The organism is Streptomyces sp. NPDC104367 (assembly GCF_055583825.1).
Genome location: NZ_JBVJND010000042.1, coordinates 21,489 through 47,681 on the forward strand (window position 1 = coordinate 21,489; position 26,193 = coordinate 47,681).

General features: G+C 71.8%; 13 protein-coding genes. 7 read left to right on the forward strand and 6 right to left on the reverse strand.

Annotation, left to right across the window (positions count from 1 at the left end; all coding sequences use genetic code 11):
• The first annotated feature begins 15 nt into the window (after positions 1–15).
• The 4 genes from ACZ619_RS40130 to ACZ619_RS40145 are packed head-to-tail and all read left to right on the forward strand — an operon-like array spanning position 16 to position 9,209.
• Positions 16–1,068, forward strand: coding sequence for a TauD/TfdA family dioxygenase (locus tag ACZ619_RS40130; protein WP_469610212.1), 1,053 nt, complete (start codon positions 16–18; stop codon positions 1,066–1,068).
• An 11-nt stretch (positions 1,069–1,079) separates the two neighbouring features.
• Positions 1,080–5,057 (forward strand): non-ribosomal peptide synthetase, encoded by a 3,978-nt coding sequence (locus ACZ619_RS40135; RefSeq protein ID WP_469610215.1) that lies wholly within the window; start codon positions 1,080–1,082, stop codon positions 5,055–5,057.
• A 56-nt stretch (positions 5,058–5,113) separates the two neighbouring features.
• Positions 5,114–5,932, forward strand: coding sequence for a class II aldolase/adducin family protein (locus tag ACZ619_RS40140; protein WP_469610217.1), 819 nt, complete (start codon positions 5,114–5,116; stop codon positions 5,930–5,932).
• Between the two features lie 43 nt (positions 5,933–5,975).
• The gene (locus tag ACZ619_RS40145) at positions 5,976–9,209 is read left to right on the forward strand and encodes an amino acid adenylation domain-containing protein (protein WP_469610219.1); all 3,234 of its coding nucleotides are present in this window, start codon (positions 5,976–5,978) and stop codon (positions 9,207–9,209) included.
• A gap of 64 nt (positions 9,210–9,273) precedes the next feature.
• Here ACZ619_RS40145 and ACZ619_RS40150 read toward each other — a convergent pair whose 3' ends face one another.
• The 5 genes from ACZ619_RS40150 to ACZ619_RS40170 are packed head-to-tail and all read right to left on the reverse strand — an operon-like array spanning position 9,274 to position 20,336.
• Positions 9,274–10,155: a hypothetical protein gene (locus ACZ619_RS40150; protein WP_469610222.1), complete on the reverse strand. Its 882-nt coding sequence runs from the start codon at positions 10,153–10,155 to the stop codon at positions 9,274–9,276.
• Entirely contained in the window at positions 10,152–12,569 is a 2,418-nt protein-coding gene (locus tag ACZ619_RS40155; protein WP_469610224.1) for an amino acid adenylation domain-containing protein, read from the reverse strand. The genes ACZ619_RS40150 and ACZ619_RS40155 overlap by 4 nt, the downstream gene beginning before the upstream one ends.
• Positions 12,566–15,604 (reverse strand): type I polyketide synthase, encoded by a 3,039-nt coding sequence (locus tag ACZ619_RS40160; protein ID WP_469610226.1) that lies wholly within the window; start codon positions 15,602–15,604, stop codon positions 12,566–12,568. The genes ACZ619_RS40155 and ACZ619_RS40160 overlap by 4 nt, the downstream gene beginning before the upstream one ends.
• Entirely contained in the window at positions 15,601–19,044 is a 3,444-nt protein-coding gene (locus ACZ619_RS40165; protein WP_469610228.1) for a non-ribosomal peptide synthetase, read from the reverse strand. The genes ACZ619_RS40160 and ACZ619_RS40165 overlap by 4 nt, the downstream gene beginning before the upstream one ends.
• Positions 19,041–20,336: an MFS transporter gene (locus tag ACZ619_RS40170; RefSeq protein ID WP_469610230.1), complete on the reverse strand. Its 1,296-nt coding sequence runs from the start codon at positions 20,334–20,336 to the stop codon at positions 19,041–19,043. The genes ACZ619_RS40165 and ACZ619_RS40170 overlap by 4 nt, the downstream gene beginning before the upstream one ends.
• 665 nt (positions 20,337–21,001) lie before the next feature.
• Here ACZ619_RS40170 and ACZ619_RS40175 point away from each other — a divergent pair.
• The 3 genes from ACZ619_RS40175 to ACZ619_RS40185 all read left to right on the forward strand — a co-directional run bounded on the left by ACZ619_RS40175 (position 21,002) and on the right by ACZ619_RS40185 (position 24,803).
• Complete coding sequence (locus ACZ619_RS40175) at positions 21,002–22,939, forward strand: condensation domain-containing protein (RefSeq protein WP_469610233.1); 1,938 nt, start codon at positions 21,002–21,004, stop codon at positions 22,937–22,939.
• A gap of 650 nt (positions 22,940–23,589) precedes the next feature.
• Positions 23,590–24,186 (forward strand): RNA polymerase sigma factor, encoded by a 597-nt coding sequence (locus ACZ619_RS40180; protein ID WP_469610235.1) that lies wholly within the window; start codon positions 23,590–23,592, stop codon positions 24,184–24,186.
• Complete coding sequence (locus tag ACZ619_RS40185; RefSeq protein ID WP_469610238.1) at positions 24,183–24,803, forward strand: hypothetical protein; 621 nt, start codon at positions 24,183–24,185, stop codon at positions 24,801–24,803. The genes ACZ619_RS40180 and ACZ619_RS40185 overlap by 4 nt, the downstream gene beginning before the upstream one ends.
• 302 nt (positions 24,804–25,105) lie before the next feature.
• Here the strand turns inward: ACZ619_RS40185 and ACZ619_RS40190 are convergent, their stop codons facing one another.
• Positions 25,106–26,002, reverse strand: coding sequence for an NAD-dependent protein deacetylase (locus tag ACZ619_RS40190; RefSeq protein WP_469610241.1), 897 nt, complete (start codon positions 26,000–26,002; stop codon positions 25,106–25,108).
• Positions 26,003–26,193 lie beyond the last annotated feature (191 nt).

Sequence of the window (26,193 nt, forward strand, 5' to 3'; positions counted from 1 at the left end):
GAGGGCAGTTCCTTGATGCATCCGACACTCCCGAGCACGGCGCCCGGCATCCCGCCGGCCGGATCCCGTCGGCGTATCGGCACCCCTGCCGGTGACCGGCTGGTGACCGTCGCACCGCCCGGCGCCGCCGAACTCCCACGCAGGCTGAGCGCGACCGTCCCGGGTCTCGACCTCGTGCGGTGGCTGCGGCAGAACCGCGACGAGGTCCACCGCCACCTGGAGGAGCGGGGCGCGGTGCTGTTCCGGGGCTTCCCGGTCGAGCACGCCCGCGGCCTGGAGCGGGTGGTCACGGCGCTGTCCCCGGCCACCCTCGACTACGTGTACGGATCCACCCCGCGCAGCCGTGAGTCAGCGGGGGTCTACACCTCGACCGAGTACCCGTCGGACCAGACGATCCCGCAGCACAGCGAGCTGGCGTACGCCGGCAGCTGGCCGATGAAGCTCTGGTTCCTGTGCACCGTCGCGGCGGCCGACGGCGGGGCGACCCCGCTCGCCGACAACCGCAAGGTCTTCGCCCGGCTCGGCCGGCGCCTCCGGGACCGCTTCATGGACCACGGCGTCATGTACGTCCGCAACTACGGCGCCGGACTCGACCTGCCGTGGCAGCAGGTGTTCGAGACCACCGAGCGGGCCGGCGTCGAGCGTTTCTGCCGCGCCGCCGGCATCGAGTACCGGTGGACGGACGGGGACCGCCTGCGGACCCGCCAGGTGTGCCAGGCGGCGGTTCGCCACCCCTCGACCGGCGAGTGGGCCTGGTTCAACCAGGCTCACCTCTTCCACCCGTCGAGCCTCGGCACCGAGGTCCGGGACTCGCTGCTGACGGCCTTCGCCGAGGAGGACCTGCCCCGCAACGCCCTGCTCGGCGACGGCAGCCCGATCCCGGAGGAGGACCTGGCCGAGATCAGGGCCGCCTTCGAAGCCGAGACGGTCGCCGAGCCCTGGCACTGCGGCGACGTGCTGCTGGTCGACAACATCCTCGCCTCGCACGGGCGCCAGCCCTACGCGGGACCTCGCAAAGTGCTTGTCTCGATGGCCGAGCCGTACGGAACCCAGCAGGGGCAGAAGTGAGGGAGAACGCCATGACCGAAGCCGGCGAAGGGTTCCGCGTCTCGCCGCAGCAGCAGCAGATCTGGCAGCAGGCCGACCGCGGTACGGGGCCGGACGCCACACCGTGGGTCTGGTGCACCACGGAGCTGGACGGACCACTCGACGGATCACGGCTGGACCGTGCGCTGGGCATGCTGGTCGAGCGGTACGAGATCCTGCGCACCACGATCGAGCTCGCACCGTGCTTCGTCCTCCCCGTCCAGTCGATCGCCGAGCCGACGGCGGCCGCGGCCCAGCGGGTGCCTCTCGGACCCGTCCCGGCCGCCGACCGGCCCGAGCATGTGACAAGGCACCTGGCGAGGCTGTCGTCGCACTGGTTCGCCGACGGCCCCGGGGCGCAGCTGCGGGCCGTGCTCTTCGAACGGGCCGAAGAGTCCGCCACGCTGGCACTGGGCCTGCCCGCCGTCCTGGGCGACACGCGGAGTCTGCTGCTGCTGACACAGGAGCTGCTCGACACCTGCGCGGGTACCGGCACCGTGACGGAGCCGCCTCAGTACGCCGATCTCGCCGAGTGGCTGACGGAGATGCTGAGCGCCCCGGAGACGGCCGAGGGCCGACGCTTCTGGTCCACGGCCACCATGGCGGAGCAGGGCGCGGAGCTGCGGTTCCCCTTCGAGAGCACCGCCGCGCCGGAACACGGCGAGCCGGCGGCAGCCGAGTCCGAGGTCGAACTGCCGGCCGACACGACGGCGGCACTGACCGCGCGCGCCGACGCCCTGGGGATCAGCGTCGCGGACCTGCTGCTGACCGTCTGGCAGCTGGTGCAGGCCCGGTTCGGCGACGAGGAGTCCGGCACCACCGGAGTGATCACCGACGGACGCGGCGTCAGCGACCTGGCGACCGTGATCGGCCCCCTGGCCCGCACCCTGCCGGTGCGCTGGGACGGCTCCGCGCAGCCGACCGTCTCGGCCGCCGCCGTGGCCGTGGCCGAGACCCTCGCCGAGGCCCGTGGCCACGAGAACTTCCATGACCCGGCGGCCGCGAGCGCCGCGGCACACCTGTTCAGGACGGCGTTCGAGTTCATCGAGCTCCCGCCGTCGCGCAGGATCGGTGAACTGACCGCGACCGTCCGGTCGGTGCGCGCCTCCGCGCCGCCCCGGAGACTCACGGCCACCTGCCTGCGACGCGGCGACCTGCTGACGGTGCGGCTCAACGCGCCGCGCAGCATCGGCCCGGACGAACTCCGGCTGCTCGCCGGCTCGTTCGCCGCGGCCCTCTCGGCCGTCGCCACCGACGGCGACCACGAGCCGACGACGCTACCGCTCACCGCCGGCGGCCGGTCGGTGACCCCGCGGCCGTCCGGCCCGCCGGACGACGAGCCGACCTGCGGACAGCACGGCGCACACGTGCCGGTGCACCTGCGGGTGGTTCGGCAGGCGGACCTGACACCGGACGCGGAGGCACTCGTCGGCCCGACGGACCGGCTCACCTACCGTCAGCTGGCCGACCGGATCGGCGCCCTGGCCGCTCACCTCCAGTCGCTCGGGGTCGAGAGCGGCGAACGCATCCCGGTCCTGCTTCCCCGGGGCGGTGACGCGGTCGTCGCGATGCTCGCCGTACTCGCCGCCGGTGGCTGCTTCGTACCTGTCGACCCCGAACAGCCCGGGGAGCGACTGGTTTTCGTGCTGGCGGACAGCGGTGCCCGGTACGCGCTGGTCGACCCGAACACCATGGTCCTCCTGCCGGACGACGGCCCGCGCGCGGTGCTCACCACGACGGCCTCCTCGACCGGACCGCTGGAACAGCGGACGCCGCGGTCCGCCTACGTCGTCTACACCTCCGGCACCACGGGCCGGCCCAAGGGCGTGGTGGTCGGGCACGAGCAGCTCGCGCACTACGCCGACGCGGTGATCAAGGAGCTTCCGCTCGGTCCGGCTCCGCGGTTCGCCCTGGTCTCCACGCTGGCGGCCGACCTCGGGTACACGGCGCTGCTGGCCGCACTGTGCACCGGCGGCACCCTCCATGTGATCGACCAGGACACCGGCACCGACCCGGCAGCCCTCGGGAGCTACCTGCGGCGCGAGGACATCGACTGCCTCAAGATCGTGCCGTCCCATCTGACCGCCCTGCTCACGGCCACCACGGAGCCAGCCGCACTGATACCTCGCCGGCTGCTGGTCACAGGCGGCGAAGCCTGCTCCTGGGCCCTGCTGGACAGGATCACCCAGCTCTCGCCCGACTGCGCCGTGGTGAACCACTACGGCCCGACCGAGACGACCGTCGGCGTCAGCGCCCACCGGGTGGACAACGCCGACCTGGACCGGCGCTGCGCGGTCGTCCCGCTCGGACCGGCGCTCGGCGCGAACCAGCTGTACGTGCTGGACGGAGCGCTCCGGCCGGTGCCCGACTGGACACCGGGCGAGCTCTGCGTCAGCGGACCCGGCCTGGCCGAAGGCTATCTCGGGCAGGCCGGGCTGACGGCGGAGAAGTTCGTCGAGGTCGCGGGCGCCGACGGCAGGCCGGTTCGGCTGTACCGCACGGGTGATCGCGTCCGGCGCCTGCCGGACGGCACCTTCGACTTCCTCGGGCGGACCGACGACCAGATCAAGATCAACGGTTTCCGGATCGAGCTCGGCGAGATCGACGCGGCCGTCCGCTCCCATCCGGGCGTCCAGGACTGCTGCGTGGTGCCGGTCGCCGACCCGCACGGCGGCAACCAGGTGGTGGCGTACCTGGTGCCCGCCGCCCCGGCCCCGTCCGACACGGAGCTGCGGGCGCACCTCCGCGCAAGGCTGGCCGAGCAGTTCCTTCCCAGCGCCTTCGTCCGGCTCGCCGCGCTGCCCCGCACCCCCAACGGGAAGCTGGACCGTGCGGCGCTTCCGGAGCCTGTGCGCCAGACGGCCGACGGCGGAACCGGCCCGCGCAACTCGGTGGAGCTGGCGCTGCTCACCATGTGGGAGGAACTGCTCGACCACACCGGCTTCGGCGTCACCGACGACTTCTTCGACGTCGGGGGCCACTCCCTGCTGGCCGTGAAGCTCACCGTCCGCGTTCACAGGGAACTCGGTCGCAGGCTCGCGCTGTCGGAGATCTTCGAAGCCCGCACCGTCGAGGACATGGCCGCCCTGCTGCGCCGCCGAGAGGCCCGGACCGCTCGCCACAGAGTCCTGGTCCAGCTGAAGAGCGGCGCGGGCCGCAAGCCTCTGTTCCTCTTCCACGGTGGCCGCGGCAGTGCCGTCTGGGCCGCGGAACTGGCCCGCTTCCTGCCCGCCGACCGTCCCGTGTACGGCCTGGAGGCACCCGGGCTGGACGGATCCGAAAGCCCGGTCGCGGACCTGCGCGAGATGGCCGAGCGGTACGTGTCGGCGATCCGCTCGGTCCAGCCCAGCGGCCCCTACCTGCTGGGCAGCCGCTGCCTGGGCGGGATGTTCGCGCACGAGGTCAGCCGTCAGCTCGCCGAGCAGGGCCGGTCCACGGGGATCCTGGTCCTGATCGACAGCCCGGCACCCAGCCCGCGGGCCCTGGCGGAGATGGAGAGCGGCGCGAGCGACGACCCCTTCTGGACCGGTCTGGAGGAGGCCACGCTGGTGCGGCGCTTCGCTGCCCAGTACGGCCTCGACCTGGCCCTCCCGGAGGAGGGCAGCACGCCGGAGGCCCAGCGGCAGGCACTGCTCCTGGAGCAGCTGCGGGCGCATGGCCTGGTCGAGCCGGACACCGGCCCTCAGGAGCTCGACCGGCTGCTGGACGTCTACCGGAAGAACCTGCGGGCGGTGCGGGACTACGTCCGGTCCTACGTCTCGGACGGGACGGTCACGCATCCGACGGTGCTCTTCCGCAGCGAAGGATCGCGCACCGCCGCGGAACACGACACGCTCGGCTGGGACGACGTACTGCCGGGCGGGCTGACCGTGGAGGTGCTTCCGGGCGACTACCACAGCGTGATCCGGCCGCCCTGCGTGAAGACCCTCGCGGACGCCGTGCACGTCGCGCTGGAGAAGCGCGGGCTGTGACCGCGGCGGAGCCCCGGGCCGGTCCGAACGCCCCGGCAGGGAGCTCTCTGCGCACCGTGCACCGTGCCCGATGCCCTGGCGAACCAGACCGAACCGACCCGGAGGTCCTCATGTCCCAGCAACTGATGATGCCGCTTCCCCCCATGTTCGACACCTTCGAGGAGGAGCGCGCCCACCGCAAGGAGCGGCTCGCGGCAGCCCTGCGCGTCTTCGGCCGGTTCGGCTTCGAGGAAGGCACCGCCGGCCACATCACCGCCCGGGACCCGGAGCTGACCGACCACTTCTGGGTCAATCCGTTCGGCATGACGTTCAGGCACATCAGGTCGAGCGATCTCCTCCTGGTGGACAGCAACGGCAAGGTGGTCGAAGGCCGTTACCACGTCAACAAGGCGGCCTTCGCGATCCACTCGCAGATTCACGAGGCCAGGCCGGACGTGGTGGCAGCCGCCCACAGCCACTCCACCTACGGGCGCGCGCTGTCCGCGCTCGGCGAGCTGCTCGAACCGATCACCCAGGACGTCTGCGCCTTCTACCAGGATCACGGCCTGTTCGACGACTACACCGGCCCGGTCACCGCGCTGGAGGAGGGCCGCCGGGTCGCCGCCGCGCTCGGCCGGTACAAGGCCGTCATCCTGCGCAACCACGGACTGCTGACGGTCGGTGACACGGTCGACGCCGCAGCCTGGTGGTTCATCACCATGGAGCGCTCCTGCCAGGTCCAGTTGCTGGCCAAGGCCGCCGGAACGGTGGTTCCGATCACTCACGAGCACGCGCTGCACACGAGGAACGAGGTCGGTGACGACCTCATCGGCTGGCTGAACTTCCAGCCCCTCTTCGACCAGATCGTGCGGGCCGAGCCCGACCTCGCCGAATAGCCGGGCGCACCCACCCCGGCGCTCGAGACCACAGGAGACGCGTATGGCCATGAACCGGACGGCAGCGAACGACGCCGTCGCGCCGAGCACCGCCGGCGTCATCCACGAGCTGTTCACGCGGTGGGCGCGCCTGACGCCCGACGCGCCGGCGCTGGTCCAGGACGACACCACCGTGACCTATCGCGAACTGGACGCCCTGGCCGAGGACTTCGCCGCCGAGCTGGCGGCGGCCGGCGTCGGTCCCGGCGACCTCGTCCCCGTGGTGATGCCCAGGTCGATACGTCTTGTGGCGGCCTTCCTCGGGATCCTGAAACGCGGCGCCGCCTATGCCGCGCTGGACCCCGAATGGCCGGGGGCCCGTCTCTCCCGGCTGGTCGGGCTGCTCGGCTCGCCCGTCGCGGTCTGCGATCCGCCGGTCGACCTCGATGCCCACCGGGTCGCTCCGGCCCGGCCCGAGGAGTTCGCGACGGTGGCCGCCGCGCCGAGGGCCGTGGTACCCGTGGCCGTCCCCGAGGAGGCTCCCGCTTGTGTGATCTTCACTTCCGGCAGCACGGGCGAACCCAAGGGTGCGCTCTCCCCGCACTCGGGCACCGTACGGCTGTTCCGTGACTGCCCGTTCGCCGAGCTCGGGCCCGACACGGTGATGCCCCTGGCCGCCGCTGTTCCCTGGGACGCCCTCTCCCTGGAACTGTGGAGCGTACTGCTCAACGGCGGCTGCTCGGTCGTCGTCGGCGAGCCCTGTCTGCTGCCCGCCACCCTGCGCGACCTGGTGGCACGGCACCGGGTGAACACGATCTTCCTCACCCCCGCGCTCTTCAACATGTTCGTGGACGAGGACCTCGATGCTCTGACGGGCATCCACCAGGTCTTCGTCGGGGGCGAGCGCGTGTCCCCCCGCCACCTGGCAGCCTTCCTCGCGGCCCACCCCGAGGCGCATGCGCTGCACTGTTACGGGCCGGTGGAGGCCACGATCGTGGCCACCGTCCACCGGGTACGCCCGGAGGACTGCGGCCGTCCCGAAGGCGTGCAGCTCGGTACCCCCGTGCCGCGTACCGGCCTGTACGTCTGGAACGGCCAACGCCTCTGCGGCCCGGACGAGGTGGGCGAACTCCTGCTGTCGGGTGCCGGCCTGGCCGTGCGCTATCTGGGCGACGAGGCGCGGACCGCGCGGAGCTTCCCGGTTCTGGAACTGGACGGGCGATCGACGCGGGTCTACCGAACCGGCGATCTCGTGCACCGCACGCGTGACGGCAGGCTCCACTTCGACGGCCGGGCCGACCGCCAGGTGAAGATCCGCGGTCAGCGGATCGAGCCTGCCGAGGTCGAGCGCGCCGCCGCTCAGGTCACCGGAGTGCGGCAGTGCGTCGCCGTGCCCGTCCCCGACGAAACCGGCGGCCACCGGGAACTCGCGCTGGCCTTCACCGCCACCGAGGGCTCCGCCGTGGAGGCCGAACAGGTGCTGGCCACACTGCGCGACCGGCTGCCCCGCTATCTGGTGCCGCACAGGGCCGTCCGGCTCGAAGCTCTGCCGCTGAACCCGAACGGCAAGCTGGACCCGGCCGCACTGCTGCGCTCCATGGACCGATCCGGCCCGGGCACGCCCGACGCCGACAGTGCTCCGCCGTCCGGCGGACTTGAGCGGGTCATCGTCGAGATCATGGCCAGGGTTCTGGACGCTCCCGAGGTCCCCACCGGTGCCGGCTTCTTCGACCTCGGGGGCAGTTCACTGCAACTCGGTGTTGTCTGCACCCGGCTCGCCACCGAGATCGGCGCACCCGTGCCGATCTCCGAGGCGCTCCGCCGCCCGACCGCCCGGGCGCTGGCGGCGTGGCTGGCGCCCCGCCTCGCCGTCGCGAGACCTGCTGTCACGCCTCCTGCCGCACCTGCTGACGGATGCTCCGACACTGCCGCCACCGCACCGGCCGTCCCGCTCTCGACCGTGCAGACGAGCTACTGGACGCAGCACCGGCTGCGGCCGCACGACCTCTCCGCGCTCTGCCCGCTGGCCTGGGAGATCAGCGGACCGCTGGACACCGCCGCGCTCACCCTCGCACTCGGCGACCTGACCGCACGTCACGAGGCCCTGCGAGCGGAGTACCGGCTCGACACGACGATGCGTCCCGCTCGGCCGGCGGCCTTCTCCACCGCCCCGGCGCATCAGCCTCCGGTCCGGCCGCAGCTCCTGCGACTGCCTCCGTGCGGATCGCCGCGGGAGGCCGCGGAGGCCCTGCGGTCCGCCCTCCTGTCCCCGCTCGACCCGGAGCGAGGGCCGGTCCTGCGGGCGGCCGTCGTCCCCGTGGCTGCTGCCGGAGCGACCCTGTTCGGCCTGGTGGTCCACCACATCGCGTTCGACGGCCACTCCGCCCCGGTCCTGGCCGCGGAACTCGCGGACTGCTACACGGCACGTGCGGCCGGACGGACACCGGAGTTCGCCGAGCCGGCACCCACCCTGCGCGAGGTCGACGACCGGCTCGCGCGGATCGCGGCCATGTCCGACGCCGACGTACAGCGCCGGTACTGGCAGTCGGCCCTGTGCGGTCTGCCGGAGCTGGAGTTCCCACGGCCCGCCGGCCCGGAGACTCCGCCCGCCCCGGAGCGCCCCGCCGAGTCGTGTCGCGAGATCACGGCGACACTGAGCCGCGCAGAGGCGACCACCATCGGCGAACTGGCCCGAGCCAACGGTACGACCCCGTTCGTCGTTCTGCTGAGCGCCTGCTCGGCCGCGATCCGGACGCTGACCGGACGGACCGACTTCGGAATCGGAGTCCCGGTCGCCCGTCGGGCCGACCCGTTGCTCGGGCGGGCGGTCGGCTGTCTGGTGGACGCGGTCTGTGTGCGGCTGTCGGGGAAGGGCGCGGACTGGCCGGGGCTGATCACCGGGACGGAGCGGGTCACGACCGAGGCGCTCTGCGCGCAGGACGTGCCGTTCGGCGAGGTGGTCCGCCTGGTCAACCCGCCCCGGACCGGCCGCGCCCCGCTGTACCAGGTCGTCTTCGCCTACCAGGACGCACCGCGACCGCGACTGCGACTGCCCGGCGCCACGACGACACCGCTGCGGGTCGCACCCGCGCAAGCCGTGGGTGAGCTGGTCCTGGAGACCCTGCCGCAGCCGGACGGCACACTGCGGATCGACCTCACCTTCCAGGACAGCCTGGTCAGCGGCCGGTTCGCGGCCGACCTCCTCGACACCTTCACGAACGTCCTCCGCCGAGGTCCGCGGGCCCTGGAGTCCGTGCCCGCGATCCCCCCGGCGGAGAACCGGGGCGTATTGACGTGAGCGAGCCCGTCACCGCGCGCCGGCCGGCCGGGGCCGGCGCCGAGCCTGTGCGCGCGGCGGCCGGCTAGCGCGAGACCTGCCGCATGCTCATGCGCGCGGGAGGCCATCCTGCGGGTGCGAGGACCGATGCCTGGACCAGGCCGGCCAGTTCGACGGACGTCCTCTCCAGATCGTTCGGAGCGTCCTGCTTCTGCGGTGCGGGTTGCCCGCCGAACCGCACCTTGCGTATCGCTCCGCCCGTGTGAATGGCCAGCTCAGGGGACCAATAGGCGGAGGACGGCCGGTCCGGGTGATGCGCCGACTCCGCCTCGATGGAGGCCAGGACTTCCGCTGCCACGGCCAACGGCCGCTGCTCCCTGGGCACTTTGGAGAGCTTGGCAGCCGTGTTCACACAACGTCCCGACCAGATCCTGTCCCTCACCCCGCTGACGTCCACGGGAACGGCGAACACCGATCCGACGTCTATGCCGCAACCGACGCTGAACCCGAGTCCGCGCCGTAACGCGGACCTGTTGCGTCCGAGACGGGCGCACATCCGCGGATGCAGGTTGTCCGAGGCGAAGGAGTCGACCTGCCTGGCGGTGTGGACGGCTCTGAGGGCGCGGTGCGGGCCGGTGAAGAACGCGAGCACCGCGTCGCCGTGCACCCCGCACACGTGACCCCCGTTCGCGGCCGTGATCGCGGCGGCGCCCAGGGCGAAGGCCCGGAAGAACCGGGCCCCGTCCTGTCTGCCCAGGGCGTTGAGGATGTCACTCGATCCGTTGACGTCCACATACAGGCACGCGGCGTCGAACACGACCGCGTCCTGGCGGCTGCGCGGGCCCGCCGAGAGGTGCCGGGAGTCCGGAGGACGGAGGCGATGTGAGGCGTTGAAGTTCTCCTCGACGATCTGTCGTAGGTGTGATGCCAGTTCCACGGACACGGTCTCCCCCCAGTAGGCGCTCATGAAGTCGGTTCATCGGTGCGGCGCATGGTGCCGGCGGGGCGGAGCGCCGCCGTGCGGCGTCTGCGGGTGCCACCGCGCCCCGCTCCCGTGGCCGCCGGGGCCGGCAGGGCGGCCCGGTCGCACTTTCCGTTGGCGGTGACGGGGAAGGACGGCAGGGAGACGATCGCCGCCGGGATCAGGGACTCGGGGAGCATCGAGGCCAGATGGCCACGCACCGCGACCGTCTCTTCCGGGTCCAGCGCGGGCGTCACATAGAGGACGAGCTTCGCGCCGGCGGCCACGTCCGTGCGCACCATGGCGAGGGCGGCGTCGACCGAGGGGTGCTCACAGGCCACGGCCTCGATCTCACCGGGCTCGATCCGCAGCCCGCGCAGCTTGATCTGGTGGTCCCGCCTGCCGTGGTAGCGCAGATGTCCGTCCGCCGACCAGCTGACGATGTCTCCCGTACGGTACAGGCGCTCGCCGGGAGCGTCAGGCGCGTCGACGAAGCTGGCGGCGGTCAGATCGGGCCTGCCCACGTAACCCCGGGCGAGACCCACTCCGCCCAGGTACAGCTCGCCGCGCTCACCTGTGGCGACTCGAAGACCCTTGTCGTCGCGTACGGACACGTGCATGCCTCGGATCGGCAGACCGATCGGGACGCCGGGTCCGGCCTCGGGCGCCCGGCAGGTCCACCACGTCACGTCGATCGACGCCTCGGTCGGACCGTAGAGGTTGTGCAGTCGCGCGCTGTACGAGGCCGTGAAGCGGTTGGCCAGTCCGTGGCTCAACGCCTCGCCGCTGGCGATGACATGGCGCAGCGAGCTGCACGGCGCCGTCGCGGTCTCGGTGAGGAACGCGTCGAGCATCGTGGGTACGAAGTGGGCGACGGTGATGTGTTCTCGTCGGATCGTCTCGGCCAGGTATTCGGGGTCCCGGTGGCCGTCCGGCCGGGCCATGACCAGCCGGGCGCCCACCGTCAGCGGCCACAGGAGTTCCCAGACCGACACGTCGAACGTGCAAGGGGTTTTTTGCAGGACGGCGTCGCCGGGGCCGATGGGGAAGCGCTCCTGCATCCAGCGCAGTCGGTTGACCAGGCCGCGGTGCGGAACCCCTACGCCCTTGGGCCTGCCGGTGGAGCCCGAGGTGTAGATCACGTAGGCCAGGTCCAGGTCGTCGGCCGCAGGACACGGGGGAGACGTCCGCTCGGTCGCGGGATCGGCCCACGTGCCAGGAGTGCCGTCGAGGCCGAGCACCGGAGCACGCAGGGCGGCCGGCAGCACCGGCCGGCAGGTGTCGTCGCTCAGTACGACCAGTGGCTCCGCCTCGTTGACCACGTGCTCGATACGGCCCGCGGGCCAGGTCGGATCCAGCGGCAGGAACGCGCCGTCGGCGAGCAGCACGGACACGACGGCGACGACGAGGGCGACCGATCGCTCCGCGCAGACGGCGACGATCGTGTCGGGTCCGACCCCTCGGTCACGCAACCGCTGCGCGAGCCTCTGCGCACGTCGTGAGAGTTCGCGGTAGTCGATGGTCTCGGACTCGTCCGAGACGGCCTGCGCGTCGCCGTAGGCATCGAGTCCGCGCCACAACAGGTCCGTCGTGCGCGCTCCGTCGTCCCAGGCCGGAGCACCGTGCTCCGGTGGCAGGGCCGGTGCCGGGTCGATGAGCCGGCTTAGCAGCCGGGCGGTCCGCGGATCACCGAGCAGCGTGCCGGTCGGCAGCGGCAGCCGTTCCGTGCGAACGGTGTCGGCGGCCCAGTCCGGGTGGGCGAATCGGCGTCCGTCGTCGCCGACGACCACGGTGACGGGCCGCGGGTCGGCCGGGACGGGAGTGCCGAGCGTGTGCAGGAGGAAGCTGAACCAGGCGAGGTAGCGCTCGCTCAGCAGGTCGACGCACGGGTCGAGTTCCTCCTGGGGAAGCCCGTCGGCCCGCAGTTTGAGGGCCAGGGCCCCTCGAAGCCAGTCCATGACGGCGTCGATGGTCAGCTCTCCGTCGTACGTCTCCCGGACGGTGGCGTCGAGGCTCGCACGGACGCCGGTGACGTCGGCGCGGACCAGTTCCGGTGTGAGCCAGCTCGGTTCCATGAGGATCACGTGTGGCCCGGGAGTGCCCGGGACGGTGAGCGCGGCGGCCAGGTGCAGGGTGAGGGCTGCCGCGCTGCAGTAGCCGATCAGGGTCTCCGGCCGCACTCCCCGGCGACGCAGCTCCCCGGCGCAGGCCCGTGCGAGTTCGCCGATGTCCGTGGGGCCTGAGACCGGAGCGGTCACCGCGTCGATCCGGTAGAGGCCCTGCTCGGCGGTGATCGTCTCCGCGACGTCGGCCAGTGTGGTCTTGGGCGTGAACTCGTTGAAGTCCACGACCACCACGGGCCGATCCGCGCTCGCGCGCAGGGCCGTGATCCTTGCCAGCGGCTTGGCTTCAGGGTTCATGGGGTGTCCGTGTCCTTTCCGACGACGTTGGTGGCAGGGGTGCGGGATGCGGCCGTGGGCGGGGGAAGAAGTGCCAGTTGAGCCGCGAAGCCCGAATGGTCGAGTACGGCGTCGAGGTTCAGCGGCACGTCGAACTCGCGCCGGACCAGCGTGATCAGACGCACGGCGAGCAGCGAGTCGCCGCCCAGACGGAAGAAGTCGGCGTCCAACGGCACTGGTTGATCCCCCAGCAGTCGCTGCCAAATGGACCGGAGCCTGTCCTCGGAGGTCGCGGGTCCGGGCGCTGTGGCATTCGGTGTCCGCGGGGCCGCCTGTCGTTCCGTGCCGGAATCGGCGCCCGTGCCGGGCCTGGTCACCGTGCTCGCGCCGGGCGTGGAAGCGCGGTCGGGTCGGGGAACTTCAGCCGGCCTGCCGTCCAGCCAGTGCCGGCGGCGTTGGAACGGGTAGGTCGGCAGGACGACCCGTCTGCCCCTTCCGGTCCCGAAAGCCGTCCAGTCGACGCCGACGCCCGCCGTCCACAGCGTGCCGGTCGCGGCCAGGAGCGCCGTGTACGGATCGTCGTCCGTCCGGGCTCCCGGCATCATGGGCAGACAGAGCGGGGCACCGTCCTCCTGCTGCGACTGCGCGAGGCCGGTCAGGGTTCGTCCGGGGCCGACCTCCAGGAGGACGGGATCGGTCATGGAGTTGACCCGGGCCAGCCCGGCGGCGAAGTCGACCGGTTCGCGCAGATGTCTGGTCCAGTACTCGGCGGAGTACGCCCTGACGGGTTCTCCGGTGAGGTTCGACATCACCCTCAGCCGGGGCCGACGGTGGCGCACGGCTGCGGCGTGTTCGCGGAACTCGTCGAGCACGGGGTCCATCAGACTGCTGTGGAACGCGTGCGACACGCGCAGCGGCCGTGTGGAGATGCCTTGTCCGGCGAGGGCCTTGGCGATGTCGTCCACCGCGTCGCGCGGTCCCGAGACCACGACCGTCTCGGGTCCGTTGCGGGCCGCGACCGACACGCTCTCGGGGAGCAGCGGCGCGACCCTGTCCGCTGCCGCGTGGACGGCGAGCATGGCCCCAGGCGGCGTGTCGTCCATGAGGCGTCCGCGTACGGCGACGAGGTCCAGGGCGTCCGGCAGGGAGAGCGCCTGGGCCAGGCAGGCGGCGGCGTACTCGCCGATGCTGTGGCCGATGAGGACTCTGGGCCTGATGCCCCAGTCGAGGAGTTGCACGGCCAACGCGTACTCGGTGACGAACAGGGCCGGTTGAGCCAGCCGGGTACCGCGCAGAGCGGCCTGCGCACCGGCGTCGCCGCTCGTGTCCAGCAGCAGGGTACGCAGATCCAGGAGGAGGGGCCGGGCCAGTCGTTCACAGCACTCGTCGACCACCTCCCGGAACCGTGGCAGTTCGTCGTAGAGGCCCGCCGCCATTCCGGGGCGCTGGGTTCCCTGGCCGGGGAACATGAACCCGAGTGTGGGCGCGCGGTGGGCGCGCCGCGGCTGTGCCGAGCGCAGCCGATCGCGCAGGGCGTGCGGTTGGCTGCCGACCACTGCGGTACGCCAGGTCCGGGTGGCTCTGCCGGCCTGGAGGGTGTAGGCGATGTCCGGGATCTCGGCCGAGGGCACGTCGTCCAGATGGCGCGCGAGCAGGTCCGCGGAGCACAGGGCGGCCTGCCGGTCGTGGGCGGACAGCACGATCAGGCAGGGCCCCGGGCGCGGTGCGGGTTCCACCGACTGCGCCGCCGCCTGTTCCACGATCACATGGGCGTTCGTGCCGCCCATGCCGAATGCGCTGACTCCGGCCCGCCGCGGTCCGCTCCGGGCCGGCCAGGTACGGGCGTCGGTGCTGACGTAGAACGGTGTGGACTCCCAGCCGATGTCCGGGTTGGGGTTGTCGCAGTTGACCGCTGGTGGGATCACTCCCTCGCGCACGGCGAGTACGGCCTTGACGAGCCCGCTCACGCCGGCCGCGGCGTCGAGATGCCCGAGGTTCGCCTTGAGGCTGCCGATGGCGCAGAAGCCTGTACCGTCCGTGTGCTTTCGGTATGCCTCGGTGAGGGCGTGGACCTCGATGCCGTCGCCGAGTTCGGTGCCGGTGCCGTGGGCCTCGACGTAGCCGATGGTGTCCGCGGTGACACCCGCGGAGCGCAGCGCCGCTTCGATCACCTCGGTCTGGCCCTCGGCGCTCGGTGCCGTGTAGCCGATCTTGCGTCCACCGTCGTTGTTGACGGCCGAGCCGCGGATCAGCGCGTGCACCGTGTCGCGGTCGGCGTAGGCTTCCCGGGCTCGTTTGAGGACCACCAATGCCGCGCCTTGGCCGACCACGGTGCCGTGGGCGTCGCGATCGAAGGGACGGCAGTGGCCGTCGGGCGAGAGGATCCCGTTGCGGGCATAGAGGTAGCCCGCGTGCTGCGGAGGCTGGACGGAGGCTCCGCCGGCCAGCGCGATGTCGCACTCGCCCTGGAGGAGGCTCTGGCGCGCGAGGTGGACCGCTACCAGCGAGGTGGAGCAGGCGGTCTGGACGGCCAGCGCCGGCCCGCGCAGCCCGAGCTTGTAGGCGAGTCGGGTCGCGGCGTGGTCCTTCTCGTTGCCCAGCATGATCTGGAGGAGGTCCTCGTCCTGTGCCCCGCGCGGATCCGTCAGCACATGCCGCAGGAGATAGCTGTTCATTCCCGTGCCGACGAACACCCCCGCTCTGCCGTCGAATCCGCCGTAGCCGGCCGTCTCCAACGCCTGCAGTCCGCATTCGAGGAGCAGCCGCTGCTGCGGATCGGTGAGTTCCGCCTCTCGCGCCGAGTATCCGAAGAGCGCCGCATCGAAGAGTTCCACGTCGTCGAGAACGCCGCGCACCGGTACGTAGTCGGGACTCCCGTAGTCGTGCGAGGGCACCCTCGCGGCGATGAGCTGTTCGGTGCTGAAGCGTGTCAGGGACTCCTCGCCGGCCTTGATGCCGGCCCACAGCGCGTCGACGGAGTCGGCGCCGGGGAACCGGCCGGCGAGGCCGATGACGGCGACAGCCGTGTCCGGGGCCATGACGGTCTCGTCGCTCATCCGACGTTCACCTTCCCGTGGAGGAAGGCCGCCAGTTGCTGCACCGTCGAGTAGCGGAACATGTCGGCGAGCTTGACCTCGCATCCGGGATAGGCGGCGGCCAACTGGTTGCGGACCCGAGGTATCTGGAGGGAGTCTCCGCCGACGTCGAAGAACCTGTCGTCGTAGCCGAAGTCGCTGGATCCCAGGATCTGTTCCCAGATCTCGGCGACCCGGTCCTCGATCTCCTCGACAGCCCCGCCCGTGTCCGTTGCGTCCGTCTCGGCCTTCTCGCTGTCCGGCTCACGCGGACCGGACCGGGAGACGGCGAGCGCCCGTGAGGTCAGTTCCACGACGTCCACCTTGCCGTTCGGGGTGAGGGGGAGACGGTCGGTGACGGCCCAGAGGGAGGGAACCGCGTAGTCCGGCAGGAGCTCGGCGGCCAGCGCGCGCAACTTCTGCTGGTCGGCGGAGCCGTGGGCGGCCACGATTCCCGCGACGATCCGGGTCTCGCCCCCGCCGACCGTCGTGGGGGCGGCGACCGCGTCCGCCACGTCCGGAAGGCCGCGCAGAACCCCGGCAACCTCCTCCAGCTCGACCCGGAAGCCACGGATCTTGACCTGGTGGTCGCCGCGGCCGAGGATGCGCAGGTTCCCCTCCCCGTCCCAGCGTACGAGGTCGCCGGTGCGGTAGTACCGTCGCCGGTCGGGTCCGTGCACGAAGCGGCGCGCGGTCTCCTCGGGGTTGCCGAGATAGTCGAGTGCGAGTCCTTGTCCCGAGGCGTACAGCTCGCCGACGGCACCCTGGGGGACCGCCCGCCCGTCCTCGCCGACGACCAGCACCCCGGTCTCGGCGATCGGCCGGCCGATCGGTACCGTGTCACCGACCTCGGCGACGTCGTCCAGGTGGTGGACCGTGGTGAAGGTGGTGTTCTCCGTCGGCCCGTAGCCGTTGCTGATCCGCAGGCCGGGGCAGTGCTCCAGCACCCGGCGCACCTGGGCCGCGGGTACGACATCCCCGCCGGTCAGCACATGGTCGACCGCGCTGAACGCCCCGGGTTCGTGGTCCGCCACCAAGCGGAAGAGCCCCGCGGTCAGCCACAGTCCGGTCACCGCGTGTTCGTTCAGGAACCGGGCCAGTCCGGCGGTTGTCGGCTGCCGGTCGGGATGGACCACGATCGTCCCGCCCGAGCACAGCGGCGTGAACAGTTCCAGCGTCGACGCGTCGAAGGAGAGCGGCGCGAGCCGGAGGAAGCGTGTCAGTGCCCTGGGCCGCACCACGTTCGTGTCGAGGACCAGGCGGAGCACGGCGCGGTGGGGAACACGGACCGCCTTGGGCCGGCCGGTGGAACCCGAGGTGAAGGCGATGTAGGCGACTCGCTCCGGATCGGGCGCGGCCAGAGGCGGCACGGTCGTGGCCGGGTCCGGGCAGGCCCATGGATCCACCGGTGCGACCGAGGTGGCCGCGAGCCCGGCGGAGGCGAGCTCGGCGGCACGGTGCGGTGGTGCCAGTACGGCTGCGGGGCGGGCCAGTTCGGCGACGTGCCGTACCGCGACGGCAGGCAGTCCCGGTTCCACGCCGATGTAGGCGGCGCCGAGCCGGAGCGCGGCCAGTACCGTGACGATCTCCTCGGCTGACCGGGGCACGGCGATGACGACCCGGTCGCCGTCGCGGACGCCCGCTGCGTGCAGGGCGGCGGACTGTGCCTCCACGGCACGGACCAGGGCGGCATACGACAGGGGTGCCCGGCCGGGCACGGCCACCGCCGACGCGTGCGGTGCGCGGGCAGCGACCCGCTCGACGAGTCGCCATACGTCGCCGGCCGCGGTGACGGACCCGTCGGTGCTGTCTGCCGGGTCCGGACCGGGTCCGGTCGCAGGAAGCGGCGATGCCCCCGTCCCGGCGGCCGCGGCTGCCAGAACCTCCTGATCCGGGTGGGCGGTCATGTGCCGCAGCGCCGTGAGGAAATCCGCAACCAGCAGTGCCGCTTCCCCCGGCGTGAGGACCGAGGACGCGTACTCCATGCTCAGGCGCGGCTGCCGGCCCCAGCGTTGTACGTAGAGCAGGGCGTCCAGTGTCGCGCCGCCGCAGTGTCCCTCGTACAGCCGGGCGTCCAGCCCCGGGAGGCCGATGTGTCCGGGCACCATCTCGTCGTGCGCGGCGAAGCCCACCTGGACCAGGGGGTTGCGGCGGGCGTCGGCGGTGACACCGAGACCCTTGGCGAGTCGCTTGACGGGCACGTCTCGGGCGCCGATCGCAGCGCGGACGTCCCGGCCGACCTCCCGGAGGTAGTCGCGAAAGGTCACGGTGGCGCCGTGCACGCACCGTACGGGTAGCAGGGAGGTGCGCAGGGCGATCGTCGACCGCTGGGACAGGGTCGACCGGCCGACCCAGGAGAGTCCGACGAGCAACCGGTCCCGGCCGGCCCGTCTGGCGACCGCCAGCGACCACGCGGCGAGAAGCACCACGTTGCGGGTGACACCGCAGGTCCGTGCCAGCTCCGCGCAGCCGTCGCGGAGTTCGGCGGACAGCGGGACGGGGACGCGGACCCCCCGGCCGTCGAAGACGTCCGGACGGCGCAGGTCGCCGGGCAGCTCCAGCACGGTGGGCGTCCCGGCCAGCTCGCCGATCCTGCGGACGGCGAGCTGTTCCGCCTCGGGCCGGCTCCGGTTCGTGGACTGCGGTGCCGGACCGGCCGGTGCGGCACTCTGATAGGACGCGAACAGTTCGCGCCACAGCAGCCCGATGCTCCAGCCGTCCGCCACCGCGTGGTGGATCAGCAGACTCAGCACGTGACGACCGCTGCCGCTCCTGGTCAGGGTGAACACGACGGGCGGGCTCGTGAAAGGCCGCAGAAGAGCGGGAGCGGCCGCGGCGAGCATGCTGTGGACCGTGTCCACGCCGGCCTCCCCGTCGGCCAGTTCCAGCTCCTGGACCCGCACGCGCGCGCGCCACTGCGGGATGACACGCGCGCGTGGTCCGTCGGGGCCGTGGAAGTAGACCGTGCGCAGGGCGTCATGCCGGTCCGTGAGCCCTTGAACGGCGTCGAGCAGGGCAGTTCGGTCCAGTTCGCCGTACAGGTCCGCACTGAAGAGCAGGCGCCACGGGTGGCCCGCGCCCAGCTCCTCGCTCACCAGCATGGCGCTCTCGCCTTCCGAGACGGCGCGGTCGGAGCGTGGTGCCGGCGCGCTCTCCAGGACCGGTTCCGGGACCGGGCCCCGGCGGGCGGCCGAGAGGACCGAGGCGAGCGGCTCACCTCCCAGCAGGGCCGGCAGGTCGAGGGACAGGCCGAGGCCTTCGGCTCGTGCGACGAGTTCCATCGCGCCGAGCGAGGTGCCTCCCAGGGCGACGAACGAACACTTGGCCGCCGCGGTCCGCAGGCCGTCCGGCTCCCACCCGAGGACCTGCGCGGCGGCCGCGGCCAACGGTGTCGGCACGGGTGCTGGGGAATGCGTGCTCATGAAGTCCTCCGATGGTGCGTGACCTGGGTACTGCCCGTGTCTGCTGCGGCTTGTGGCGGGCCGTCGTGCGGCACTTCGGCCTCGGGCCTGCGCGTACGCTCCGCCCACGAGATGACGGACCCGTTGGCGATGAGGCCGATGACGAAGATCAGGGCGAGGACGAACCATCCGCCCGGCACGAACCGCGCGGTGCAGAAGGTCACCAGCACCGGGCCGGCGATGCTGGCGAGCGAGCCGCCCAACGCGTACATCCCGCCGTAAGCGCCGTGTGCACCGGCCGGTGCGAGACCGTAGCGGAACGACCAGTTGGCGCTCTCGCCCCACAGCTCACCCAGGGTGAGCAGGGCGACGGTGACCAGGAGGACGCCGGTGCCGGCCAAGGCGCCGAACTCCGGTACCGCCGCCGCACCGACGCAGGCAGCGGCGAGTGCGGCGAACGCGCCGCGCTGCATACGCCGGGCCCCTGGAACGGTGTCGCTTCCCCGGGACAGCCTGACCTGGAGGGCGATCACCAGCAGCGTGTTGCCGAGGATCATCCACGCGGCCAGCGGGGTGGGCACGTCGGTGTGGCTGACAACCCACAAGGGCAGCCCGACCGTCAGGATGGTGTTGCCGATCAGAGTGGTGCTGCTGACCGCCGACACCGCGATGTAGGGAAGATCGTGGACGCGTCGCCCGCCGTCCCGCTTCGGGTCGGACGTCCCGGGGGACTGGGGGCGCGGTAGGCGCAGACTGAGGATCGCGGCGGCTGCCGCCGCTGCCGACATGCCCAGAATCAGGGACGCGTACGCCGCTCCGGTGTCGAGGCCGGTCACCACACCGGCGCAGAGCACACCGACCGAGAACCCGATATTGGTGACCACCCTGCTGTATGCGGCGACGCGCACACGCTTTTCCTTCGGTACCAGATCGGCGAGGAGGGAACCGCGGGACACGTTGCCGCCGGCCTCCACGATTCCGATGCCGGTGATCACCGGAAGGTACTTCCAGAACGAATCGACGAAGACGGCCGCGATCAGCAGCAAGGAGAGCAGAGCTGAGCAACCGATCGAGACATCGCGGGAGTTCCAGCGGTCGGCCAGCCGTCCTATGGGAACGCTCAGCAGCACACCGGCCAGGCCGGCCAGCGAGAATCCCAGTCCGACCTTCGACTGGGACATTCCACCCGCCCTCACGAAGAAGAGGGCACTGCCCGAGGTGTACAGGCCATAGCCGATCGTGGCAATGAGGTTGTTGATCTGAAGGACCCGTATGGGTCCGGGAGGCGGCAGGACATCGCTGACGCGCAGCACAAAATTACCCCCGTGGTGAACATGACGGATGGCGTGGAATTTCGGCGGACACGGCACATGGAGCGTTTGCCGCCGCAGTCGTCCGCCCGGGACCGGGACTCGGCTGTTCGCTCACGCCGTGGACGCCGGGGAATGTAGCGCACATCCGATCTTCCGTGTGAGTCGTTTTCCGGAAACCCGTGGTTCGCCTGGCGGTCCCCGGCGGTTACGGCTGCTCCTCGCCTCGGAAGACGGGGAAGGAGACCCCCGCAGGAGCCCTGCGCCCTTCAGGCGGGTCGTCGACCGTGCGAGGTCCGGGCGGCCGACCGGTGCCGCCCCGTGTGGAACCGGTCGACGATCATCTTTCTCACCTGCACGTTCATGCCCTCACTCACCTGCCGCGCCACCACGGGCGCGGCCGTTCGCGCCCAGTCGGGCCAACGCTCGACCTTCGGCCTTGCGAAAACCTTGCCGCTCCGGCCGGCGGCCCCGGCCTTCGGCCCGCGCCCATCCCCGGCAGACCGCGGCGGGGCAGGATCTCGACTCTTCGGACCGGCCGGTGCGGGCGTCCTGCGCATCAGGGCCGACTGTGCGAGAACCGTGGAACGGAGTATTCAGTTCCGGAGCGGTGCCGGTTCGGAGGAATCGATTCCCAGCGGCAGAGCCCCTCGCATCGATAGTGACTCATGCCGGACGTGTCGGGCTTCGTCGGGGATCGAATCGGCCTTGCGGGACGCATGGAAAACACCTACGATCACCGCCATTCGACGGGGTGTTACTACTTCGAAAGCACGCTTCCTCGGTCCGCTTTTGCGGCGTCGGTCGCCAGTCGGGCGGAAGCCGTGCGTGGATTCAGCGTGATGATCGACTGGAAAGGAAATTATTGTGATAACGGGGATTTTCGTTCGCGTCGATCAAGCGGTACGCGTATGAGTGTCGAACCGGTGACAGACGGATCAGCCGAACCGCCGCTCGCCCCGGACGGGTTCAGGGACTGGCTGGCAGGTCAGTGGGCGGAACTGCTCGGTTCCGAGCCACGGGACGACGCGGATTTCTTCGCTCTGGGAGGAAACTCCCTTAAAGCAACTGTTCTCGCTTCCCGGCTGCGGACGGCGGGTTTTTCCCAGGTCGGGCTTGTCGACATGTTGGAACACCGTTCGTTCGCTCGGCAGCTCGCTCTCATGACAGCGCAGGACGAACCCGAACCGTCGGCGGAGCCCATGCCGACGCTCGCGTCGACGGCCCCGCCGGGGTTCTCGCACGGACAACGGAACCGGGTCGCGATGGCCCGGGAGCGATTGCTCCTCGGTGAGACGGGCGCACCCCCGCTCGCCATCCAGCTCGCGGTCGAACTCGTCGGCCGGGTCGACGTTCCAGCGCTCGAGGCAGCGGTACGCGACCTCCTCTCCCGGCACGCCGGCCTACGGACCGCTTTCCTGTCCGAGGACGCTGAGGTCGCCCTCAGGGAGATACCGCCGGCGTCACTCGACGGGCCGCACCTGACCCTGCGCGACCTGCGTCACCGCCCCTACTCCGAAGCCTGGTCCGATGCGCTCGCCCTGGCCCACGAACAGGTCGGTGCCCCGGTCGACTTTCGCGATCCACCGCTGCTGTCCGCGCATCTCACCCTGCTGGACGAGGACCGTTCCCTGTTCACGCTGACAGTGGATCACCTGGTCAGCGACGCTGCCTCCATGGGCTTGCTGTGGCGTGACCTCAGCGAGTTCTACGAGGCGTCGCTCGAAGGCCGTCCGCCCGCGCTTCCGCCACTGCGCACCACGGCCCAACAGGTCCTCGGTGCCCGGGAAGCACGATGGCGAGCCGATGCGCCCCGCATGCTGGAAGCGTGGGACGAGGCCCTGGCCGGGTTTCCGGACGCGCCGCGGGACGACCTGGCGCCGGTCGACCCCGACGAGGAGTTCCGGCCGCCGCAGCCCGCCGAATTCACTCAGTGCACACTGCCCGCCCCGGCCGCCGCCGACTTCGACGCCGCCTGCCTGTCGGTCGGCGTCACCCCGCACACGGCCGTCATGGGGCTGGTCCTCCACGCCTTGCACGCGCTTGACGGCAGACAGGACGCCGCGGTCTGCTCCTCGCAGTCCGGCCGGACCGACGTCCACGACGACCTGGTCGGCTGGCTCTCGGACAGCGTGATCGTCCGCATCGGTGAACAGAGCGGCGGCCTCGGGGCTTCAGCGCTGGATCTCGTGCTGCGCACTCAGGAACACCTCATGTTCGCGTACCGCAACCCGGTGCCGTTCAACGTCTTGGTCCAGCGCTACCAGGGAACCGTCGACGGCCGGTCGCCGTACAGGCCCCACATCTACGTGCACCACACGGGCGCCTCGCCGGTGGGCGCCCGGTTCGGGCCCGCGCGAGCCAGACTGCTGGACGAACGCGCCCCCATCACCTTCTTTCCCGGGCCCAGCATCCAGGTCGAGCGTGTCGGGGACGGCCTCTCGATCGGTGTGAACACGGTTCTGGGACGCTATCCCGACGGCTTGGTGAACCGGTTCGGCACATCACTGGGCGACGCGATCATCCGGTTCACCGCCGAGGCGAAATCGCGAGGGTGGTGTGAACCCGACGACGGATCCGGCGATCCCGGCAGTGACGTCGGCTGACGGACGGGGCGGTTCGCCGAGCGGTCCCACTTTGGCGCCGGGTGGCGACCACGGCGAGTCGCCGGATCCCGTGCGCACGGCCCACGCAGGTGGCCGAAGGCGCCGCTCCTGGCGCCGCGCACCGCCTGCCGGATGACCGTCCACCGCAGACGCGCCTGCCCGACCACGACGGCGGCCTTCTCCACGCGGTCGGCGCGGGAAGCCGGGTGACCAGTTCTCCGGCACCCGCAGGAAGGTCGAGGAGTGACCCCAGCGGGCGTTGACGATCTCTTTGGCGGGAGCCGGGCAACCCAGCTCCTCCAGCCGTTCAACCGACTGCGAGAAGCGGCCGCCGGCGTCGATGACGGGGTGCGGAAAACGCGGCGGTGGAGACCCCCGCACATGCCGCCGCCGCACCGCTCGTCACCGCGCCGTGCCCGGCCTCGGTCAGCACGGCAGGCGCGGCCTCCAACAGCGCACGAACCCCAGCGGCGTCGGACGGCTCCGGACGGGCTGCCGGCCCTCCGCCCGCACCGAGGCACACCTGCGCCGGCTGCCCTGCCGGGGTGCGATCCGCCGCGTGATCCTCCACCGGGGCCTCGCCGTACGCTCTCCTCCTGTCCCGCTGGGGGCCGGTGAAAGAAAGCGGGCGGTGCCGGACAGGCGGAGGTATGGAGTTCATGCTGGAGCGTGGGCGGTCCCGGGAGCGGGAAGCCCGATTCGAGGTGCTGGTGGGCGTCGTCGCCGAGCCGCTGCACCGGTATCTGCGTCGGCGGGCGGATCCCGGTGCGGTCGACGACGTCCTCGCGGACACGTTGCTCGTGTTGTGGCGCAGGCTGGAGGACGTGCCGGGGCTCGGGGCGGCACGTCCCGTCGATCCCGCCGAGGTCCTGCCGTGGTGCTACGGGGTGGCCCGTGGCTGTCTGGCCAACGCGCGCCGGGCCGAGGTCCGCCGGCTCCGTCTGGTGGAACGGCTGACCCGGACGGTACGGACCCCTGCCGTGTGGCCGGGGGCCCAGGACGCCGGTGACGGAGAACTGGAGTCCGCGCTGGGCAGGTTGAGCACGGTCGACCGTGAAGTGCTGCTGCTGTGGGCATGGGAGGGACTGGCGCCGCGGGAGATAGCCGAGGCGACCGGGATGACCCCGAACGCCGTCAGTATCCGCATGCACCGGGCGAAGAAGAAACTCGCCACGATGCTGGAGCGAAAGAACGGCGCTCCGGCCGCACACATGTCCGGTGAAGGACAAGGAAGGAGCGACCGGTGAACGATGAGGAACTGCTCGTCCGGCTGAAGGCAGCCGACCCCGCACCGGCCCCGGTGGCTCCTCCACTCGATCCCCGCCGGCTGATGGAGGCCACCATGACCGTCGACACCGAAGCACGCACCGCGCCGTCGTCTTCCCCGTCCCCTTCCCCCTCGTCGCCCGGCCGGGCCCGCCGCCGTCTGGCACTCGTGGCGGCGGCAGCGGTGCTCGCGCTGGCCGGCGGCATCGCCTGGAACACGGCGGACACCCGCGACGCCGTTCCGGCGCCGCTGGTCCTCAAGGCCGTGGGCGAGAACGGCGGCGCCCGGTGCGCGGGTCCCACCGTCGAGAGCCTGCGTGACCGGTCGACAGCGCACACCGCGGCCTTCGAGGGCACGGTGACCTCCGTCAACGGCGATCAGGTCACCTTCAGGGTCGACCACTGGTTCACCGACGGGGACGCCGCCACCGTCCGGGTCACGAACGTCGAACACTGGGAGGACGGCATCTCCTTCCACGTCGGTGACCACGGATTCATCGTCGCCCGCGACGGCTCCATCGGATACTGCGAGAACGCCTTCTGGACCGAGCCCTCCCTCAGCGGTCTCTTCCACCGGGCGTTCGAGCTGAGGGGCTGACGCGGTCTCGCGCGACCGGCGGCGCGCCGACGGCACGCACCGTCGGCGCACGGCCGAGGAGGTGTGCTCCGCGGGCGTCGACGGGACTCCGGGCGCAGGGACTGCGGTCGGGGAGGGACGCGGCGAACACATGTGCTCGCCGCCGAATACCCCGGCCGCACGGGCCCGTCCCCCGAACAGGGGGACGGTTCGCGTCGCCGGACCACCGGGTCGGAGAACCCGCGGCGACGCTCCCGTGTCTCCCCCCGACGTCGGACAGCCGCGGTCCGGGCCGCCCGGCAGGCGCCGCCGTCCGCCCGGCCTCAGTCCGCCGGCCCGCTGACCGGCAGGCCGAGCCGGTCGGCGACGGTCGTCAGGGCGGCTCCCAGCGGCAACGCGACCCGGGTGAGCGCGTGGGGGTCGCCCCGGGTGGCGTCCCGGTTGACGATGAGCACGGGCGTGCCGTCCTGCGCGGCCTGGCGGACGAACCGCAGTCCGGACATCACCGTCAGGGACGAGCCGAGGACCAGCAGCGAGGTTGCCTCGCGCACCAGCCGCCGACAGTGCTCGACTCGCTGCGGCGGAACCGCTTCGCCGAAGAACACCACGTCCGGCTTGAGGACGCCCCCGCAGTCGGCGCAGGGCACGACGCGGAAGTCACGGGCCTGCGCGTCGGTGAGGTCGGCATCGCCGTCGGGGTTGATTCCGGCGGCCACCGGGGCGAAGCCGGGGTTCTCGGCTTCCAGGCGCCGGGCGAGCTCGCGGCGCGAACTGAAGGCGCGGCAGGAGAGGCAGACGACCCGGTCCAGGCTGCCGTGGAGTTCCACCACGCCCTCGGTGCCGGCGGCCTGGTGCAGACCGTCGACGTTCTGGGTGATCACCCCCGAGACGTGGCGGTGCCGGACGAGGGCGGCCACCGCCCGGTGTCCCGCGTTGGGACGGGCACGCCCGAAGGTGCGTCGGCCGAGGTGGCTGCGCGCCCAGTACCGGCGCCGCGCGTGGGCGCCGGCGGTGAAGTCCTGGTAGGTCATCGGGGTGTGCCGGCTCAGGCTCCCGCCCGCGCCGCGGTAGTCGGGGATGCCCGACTCCGTGGAGAGGCCCGCCCCGCTGAGCACCAGCACCCCGCCGGCGCTCAGCGCGTCGACGACCGGCTCCAGGTCGGTGGTGCCCGGTGGCAGGTCTGCGGCGGGGATCCAGCTCAGGGTGGGGCGCATGCGCATGCTGCCAGGGTACGGAACCGTCGGGGGCCCGCGCCGGGCACGGACAGCCGCCGGGAGCCGGTGTGGGCGCCTCCTCACGGACGCCGTGCCCTCGCGGCCGCGCGAGGAGAGCCTGGGGAACACCTCGCCGCAGGCCCGGACATCGTCCCCGCGGACCGCCCGGATCCCGGGACGCGTGCGAAGCGGCTGGT

Excerpts from the sequence above, each read along its gene's own strand:
- ACZ619_RS40130 (WP_469610212.1), top strand. The coding sequence starts at position 16 with ATGCATCCGACACTCCCGAGCACGGCGCCCGGCATCCCGCCGGCCGGA.
- ACZ619_RS40135 (WP_469610215.1), top strand. The coding sequence starts at position 1,080 with ATGACCGAAGCCGGCGAAGGGTTCCGCGTCTCGCCGCAGCAGCAGCAG.
- ACZ619_RS40145 (WP_469610219.1), top strand. The coding sequence starts at position 5,976 with ATGGCCATGAACCGGACGGCAGCGAACGACGCCGTCGCGCCGAGCACC.
- ACZ619_RS40150 (WP_469610222.1), bottom strand. The coding sequence starts at position 10,155 with ATGAGCGCCTACTGGGGGGAGACCGTGTCCGTGGAACTGGCATCACAC.
- ACZ619_RS40155 (WP_469610224.1), bottom strand. The coding sequence starts at position 12,569 with ATGAACCCTGAAGCCAAGCCGCTGGCAAGGATCACGGCCCTGCGCGCG.
- ACZ619_RS40160 (WP_469610226.1), bottom strand. The coding sequence starts at position 15,604 with ATGAGCGACGAGACCGTCATGGCCCCGGACACGGCTGTCGCCGTCATC.
- ACZ619_RS40165 (WP_469610228.1), bottom strand. The coding sequence starts at position 19,044 with ATGAGCACGCATTCCCCAGCACCCGTGCCGACACCGTTGGCCGCGGCC.
- ACZ619_RS40175 (WP_469610233.1), top strand. The coding sequence starts at position 21,002 with ATGCCGGACGTGTCGGGCTTCGTCGGGGATCGAATCGGCCTTGCGGGA.
- ACZ619_RS40180 (WP_469610235.1), top strand. The coding sequence starts at position 23,590 with ATGGAGTTCATGCTGGAGCGTGGGCGGTCCCGGGAGCGGGAAGCCCGA.
- ACZ619_RS40190 (WP_469610241.1), bottom strand. The coding sequence starts at position 26,002 with ATGCGCATGCGCCCCACCCTGAGCTGGATCCCCGCCGCAGACCTGCCA.